Here is a 5482-nt window from a genome sequence, read left to right on the forward strand (position 1 = left end):
GCATCGAAGCGATTTCGCTGGCGCTGCGCGCCACCACGCGGCCTGGCGATATCGTTGCGGTGGAGTCGCCCTGCTATTTCGTGCTGCTGCAGATGCTGCATAACCTCAATCTGCGGGTGATTGAGGTGGAAGCCGGGCCGGAGGGTTACGTCAATGTGGAAAAACTCACCGCGCTGTTTCAGCGCAAAGCGGTGCAGGCGTATCTCACCATCAACAACATCAACAATCCGCTGGGCAAAAGCATTCCCAACGAGCAGAAAGCCTATATTGCGCGTCAGGCCGACGAGAACGATGTGGTGATCATTGAGGATGATATCTTTGGTGATACCGCGTTTGGCGAGCGTCGTCCGTTTCCAATGCGCGCCTTCAGCCCGAACGCTATTTTGTGCAGCGGCTTCTCGAAAACCGTCGCGCCGGGTATTCGCATTGGCTGGGTGCACAGCAGCAACTACATGCGCAAAATCGCCTCGCTGAAATACACCACCAGCATGGGCACGTCGGTATTGTCGCAGGCGGCGATTGCCGAACTGCTGCGCAGCGGCGGTTACGATGCGCATCTGCGTAAGCTACGGCGTGAATTGAAGAATCAAATCCAGCATATGCGTCAGGCGGTGCTGCGCTACTTCCCGCCGGGCACGCGGGTTTCTGATCCTGAAGGCGGCTATGTGTTGTGGGTGGAAATGCCGATCGGCGCGTTGAATGTGCGCGCGCTGTTTCTTAAGGCGCGCAATGCGGGCATCGGTATCGCGCCGGGGCACATTTTCGCCACCGATCACCGCTACGATCACTGTTTTCGACTCAACGCTGGTTTTGGCTGGAATGCCGAAGTGGAGCAGGCGATTCAGCAGCTGGCGCAGTGGTGCCAGTTGTCGTTGCCGGCGGAATTGTAGGGTCGCCATTTATGGCGACCTTGCCGAAAACCGCACGATTATCAATGATGCCATTTATGGCAACCTTGCCGATTAATCGCTAAATGCAGTTTCCAGCTCTTCGGCCAATATCTGCACCGCGCGCTCAATTTTCTCAGCATCCGGCACATAGTTCATGCGCATGCATTGATGGGTGTGCGGCCATGCATGTTCCAGGCCGGGGAAGAAGAAGTGGCCGGGCACCATCAGCACGCCGCGCGCTTTCAGGCGCTGATACAGCGTTTCGGTGCTGATCGGCAGATCGCGGAACCACAGCCAGAGGAAAATCGCGCCTTCGGGTTTATGAATCAGGCAGCGATCTTCTGGCAGATAGCGGCGCAGAATCGCAATCGTCTCGCTCACTTTGGCCTGATAGAACGGCTTAATCACCTCTTCCGACAGACGCAGTAAATCCCCGCGCACAATCATCTCATTGGCAATGGCAGGTCCGATGCTGCCCGGCGCCAGGCTGATAATCCCGTTCATATTACCAATTGCGGCGATTGTGCTCTCATCGGCGACGATGATGCCGCAACGTGCGCCCGGCAGGCCGAGTTTCGACAGGCTCATGCACAGAATGGTATTGGGATTCCACAGCGGGCGCGCTTCGCTAAAGATGATGCCGGGGAACGGCACGCCGTACGCATTATCAATCAGCAGCGGTACGCCGTGCTGCTGCGCCAGCGCATCCAGCTGTAGCAATTCGTCATCGGTGATCACGTTCCCGGTTGGGTTGGTCGGGCGCGATACGCAAATCAGGCCGACATCGTCATTCAGCGGCAGATGATCGAAATCGACGTGATATTTGAACTGGCCTTCCGGCAGCAGCTCAATGTTGGGCTTGGCGGAGACAAACAGATCCTCTTCCAGCCCGGCATCGGCGTAGCCGAGATATTCCGGTGCCAGCGGGAACAGCACGCGCTTTTTGCTGCCGTCGGCGCGACGTCCGGCGAACAGATTGAAGAGATAGAAGAACGCGCTCTGGCTGCCGTTGGTCAGCGCGATGTTTTGCGCGGTTAATGGCCAGCCAAGTTCCTCACGCAGCATCTTCGCCAGCGCATCCAGCAGCAGCGCTTTGCCGCGCGGACCATCGTAGTTGCACAGCGCTTCGCTCAGCTTGCCGTCCTGATGCATCTGCATCAGCAACTGGTTGAAATAGTCATTCATCGCCGGGATCTGCGCCGGATTACCGCCGCCAAGCATGATGGTGCCGGGCGTGCGCAGGCCTTCACCCATGTCTTCCATCAGACGTGAGATGCCGGAGTGTTGAGTAAATTTGTCGCCGAACTGAGAAAAGGACATAGGAAGTTAAAACGTTGTGAAATCGAATGGGGAACCACCATAGCGCCCGCCGCTGGCAGGCGCAATGGGTAAAACAGCAAGCTTAGCCTTGGATCTGCGGGTTAACGCAGTTTTTCTCGACTTTGCCACTCAGGGCGGCGATCAGGTTATCCACCGCGTCGCGCGCCATGCCGTAACGGGTTTCATGGGTGGCAGAACCGATGTGCGGCAGCGCCACCACGTTCGGCAGCGTCAAAATCTCGGCATCGGCAGGCACCGGCTCAACTTCGAACACATCCAGACCGGCGGCGTGGATGGTGCCGTCTTTCAGCGCCGCAGTCAGTGCCTGCTCATCCACCACCGGACCGCGACCGGCGTTGATCAGAATTGCGCTTGGCTTCATCAGCTTGAGCTGCGCCGCGCCAATCATATGGTGCGTCTGTTCGGTCAGCGGCAGGCTAATGCAGACAAAATCACTCTCTTTCAGCAAGGTTTCCAGATCGCAGGCACGCGCACCAAAGCGGGTTTCTGCCTCTTCATGCTGACGGCGCGCGTTATAAAGAATGTTCATGCCGAAGCCAAAGTGTGCACGCTGCGCCAGCGCCAGGCCGATGCGGCCCATGCCGAGAATGCCGAGGGTTTTGTGGTGCACATCAATCCCGAAATGATCCGGGCCGATGCTTTTTTTCCACTCGCCGGCTTTCACCCACTTATCCAGCTCGGTCACGCGACGCGCGGTGCTTAGCACCAGTGCCATCATGGTGTCGGCGACGGTTTCGGTCAGCACGGTTGGCGTATGCATCAGCAACACCTTGCGTTGATTCAGCGCGTCGACGTTGAAGTTATCGTAACCCACCGACACGGTGGAGCAGGCGCGCAGCGCGGGCATTTTTGCCAGCAGCTCGCCATCCACTTTGCCGCCAGAGCCGAGCAAACCTTGCGCCTGTTCGAACTGCGCCGCGTGTTTCTGGATGGTTTCCGGGGAAATATCATGCACTTCAGTAACGGTGAAATGGGCATCCAGTTTGGTGCGCAGGTCATCTGGCAGGCTCTTATAAAGAATCACAGCAGGTTTCATCTTTTGCTCCCTATGAAATGGTGAGGAGGCCTTGAGGCCTCCCGAATTGATTACGCGTGCTTTGCGCCATGCATCGGCGGCGATGTTTTATTCTGCGCCGGTTTGACGATCAACGTCAGCCAGACCGAGGCCAACAGCGCAGCACCCATGAAAATGTAGGAGGCGGCAGGCGAACCGGTCGCGCCATTAAGATAGCCTACAATCCACGATCCGACGAAGGAACCGAGTGCGCCCATGCTGTTGATCAGTGCCATCGCACCACCGGCGACGTTGCGCGGCAACATCTCCGGAATGATGGCGAAGAACGGACCGTACGGCGCATACATCGCACCACCGGCGATCACCAGCAGCGTATACGACAGCCAGAAGTTGCTGGAACCGACCAGATAGGAACCGAGGAACGCCAGCGCGCCAATCAGCAGCAGCGGCCAGACAAACAATTTACGATTCTGGGTTTTATCGGACGCCCACGACACCACGATCATCGCAATGGTCGCCACCAGATACGGCACCGCTGACAGCCAACCGGCTTCCACCATGCCCATCTGCGAACCGTTACGCAGAATAGACGGCAGCCACAGCACGAAACCGTACACGCCGATGCTCCAGGCAAAATATTGCAGGCACAGCAGGATCACGTTGCGATTACGGAACGCTTCACCATAGTTACGTACCGCTTTAATGCCTTCCTGCTCTTTTTGCAGTTGCGCCTGCAGCGCGGCTTTCTCGCTTTCGCTCATCCATTTGGCCTGGGCCGGTTTGTCCTGCACCAGGAACCACCAGGCAACCGCCCAGATCACTGCCGGGATGCCTTCGAAGATAAACATCTCGCGCCAGCCAAAGGATTCAATCAGATAGCCAGAGACCACCGACATCCACAGCACCGTGACCGGATTACCGAGGATCAGGAAGGTATTGGCGCGCGAACGCTCGGATTTGGTAAACCAGTTGCTGATATAAATCAGCATCGCTGGCATCACCGCCGCTTCCACCACGCCGAGCACAAAGCGGATCGCCGCCAGCATCGGAATGTTGCTGACCACGCCGGTCAGCGAGGCGCAGCCGCCCCATAAAATCAGGCACCAGAAAATCAGCTTCTTCACGCTGCGACGTTCGGCATACAGCGCGCCGGGGATCTGGAAGAAGAAGTAGCCAAGGAAGAACAGGGCGCCCAGCAGCGATGACATGCCTTTGGTGATGCCGAGATCGTCATTTATCCCTGCGGCAGAGGCGAAGCTGAAGTTCGCCCGGTCCAGATACGCCAGACTGTAGGTGATAAACACGATGGGCATGATAAACCACCAGCGTTTTGGCGCGATTGTCTGCGATTTCATGGGTGACTCCTCTGGTTGAGGTGGACGCATTCAGTGGATGCGCCTCGCAATATAGTTGTAGTAGGTACAGATATTTTTTAAATCTTTGTTTGGCGGTCGCCATAAATGGCGACCCTACAAAACGCATCGACCATCGTGAATATCAATAATCGCCCAACGCCGCTCGCGTCGGCAGGCCTTCGCTGTCGCCAGCAACCTGAATCGCCAGCGAACCGATTTTATTACCGCGCAGAATCGCCTGCGGCAGGGATTTTCCTTCCAGTAACGCGCTGATCAGCCCAACAGCAAAGCCGTCGCCCGCACCCACGGTATCAACCACATTCTCAACGCGAATCGGTGCGACCTGGCCTTGCTGGCCGTCGGCGGTTTTGTACCAGGCGCCGTCGCCACCGGTTTTGATCACTACCGCTTTCACCCCTTTATCGAGGTAAAAATCGGCGATGGCTTCCGGCTGGCGATAGCCGGTGAGAATCAAACCCTCTTTCTCGCCCGGCAGCACCCAATCGGCGTATTCCGCTAAATGATTGAGCTGCTTACGCATCTCCTCTTCGCTGCGCCATAACACCGGACGCAGGTTGGGATCGAAGGAGATGGTTTTGCCACGTGCGCGCATCTCTTTTGCCGCGTGTTGCGCCAGGGCAAGTGAACTGTCGGAGATCGCCGCCGCCACACCGCTCAGGTGAAGATGGCGCGCGCTGCCAAAGTAGTCGTCGTTGAAATCGACGGGCGACAGATGGCTGGCGGCTGAGCCTTTGCGGAAATACTCCACTTCCGGATCGGAGCCGTCATCAACGCGGGATTTAAGTTGGAAACCAGTGCGATAGCTTGCGTCGGTGGTGACGCAGCGGTGATCGACGCCCTCTTTTTCCAGCTGCTGCAGC

5 protein-coding genes are annotated in these 5482 nt (G+C 57.3%); 1 reads left to right on the forward strand and 4 read right to left on the reverse strand.

The features are described 5' to 3' along the window. Positions 1-890: PLP-dependent aminotransferase family protein (locus RTY00_RS18800; RefSeq protein ID WP_312665461.1), on the forward strand; the 890-nt coding region annotated here is incomplete at its 5' end. Between the two features lie 72 nt (positions 891-962). On the opposite strand, the gene RTY00_RS18805 is transcribed toward RTY00_RS18800, so the two are convergent. The 4 genes from RTY00_RS18805 to RTY00_RS18820 form a co-directional block, all read right to left on the reverse strand. Continuing rightward, the gene (locus RTY00_RS18805; RefSeq protein ID WP_312665463.1) at positions 963-2210 is read right to left on the reverse strand and encodes a valine--pyruvate transaminase; all 1248 of its coding nucleotides are present in this window, start codon (positions 2208-2210) and stop codon (positions 963-965) included. 82 nt (positions 2211-2292) lie between these two features. Further along, positions 2293-3267 (reverse strand): glyoxylate/hydroxypyruvate reductase GhrB, encoded by a 975-nt coding sequence (gene ghrB / locus RTY00_RS18810; RefSeq protein ID WP_061720009.1) that lies wholly within the window; start codon positions 3265-3267, stop codon positions 2293-2295. Positions 3268-3317: 50 nt separating this feature from the next. Continuing rightward, positions 3318-4601, reverse strand: a complete 1284-nt coding sequence (locus RTY00_RS18815) for an MFS transporter (protein ID WP_008105275.1) — start codon at positions 4599-4601, stop codon at positions 3318-3320. A gap of 142 nt (positions 4602-4743) precedes the next feature. Further along, positions 4744-5482 (reverse strand): sugar kinase (locus tag RTY00_RS18820; protein ID WP_312665465.1); only part of this gene is annotated, 739 nt, incomplete at its 5' end.

This window comes from Pantoea sp. CTOTU49201 (assembly GCF_032054795.1).
GTDB classification, from domain to species: domain Bacteria; phylum Pseudomonadota; class Gammaproteobacteria; order Enterobacterales; family Enterobacteriaceae; genus Pantoea; species Pantoea symbiotica.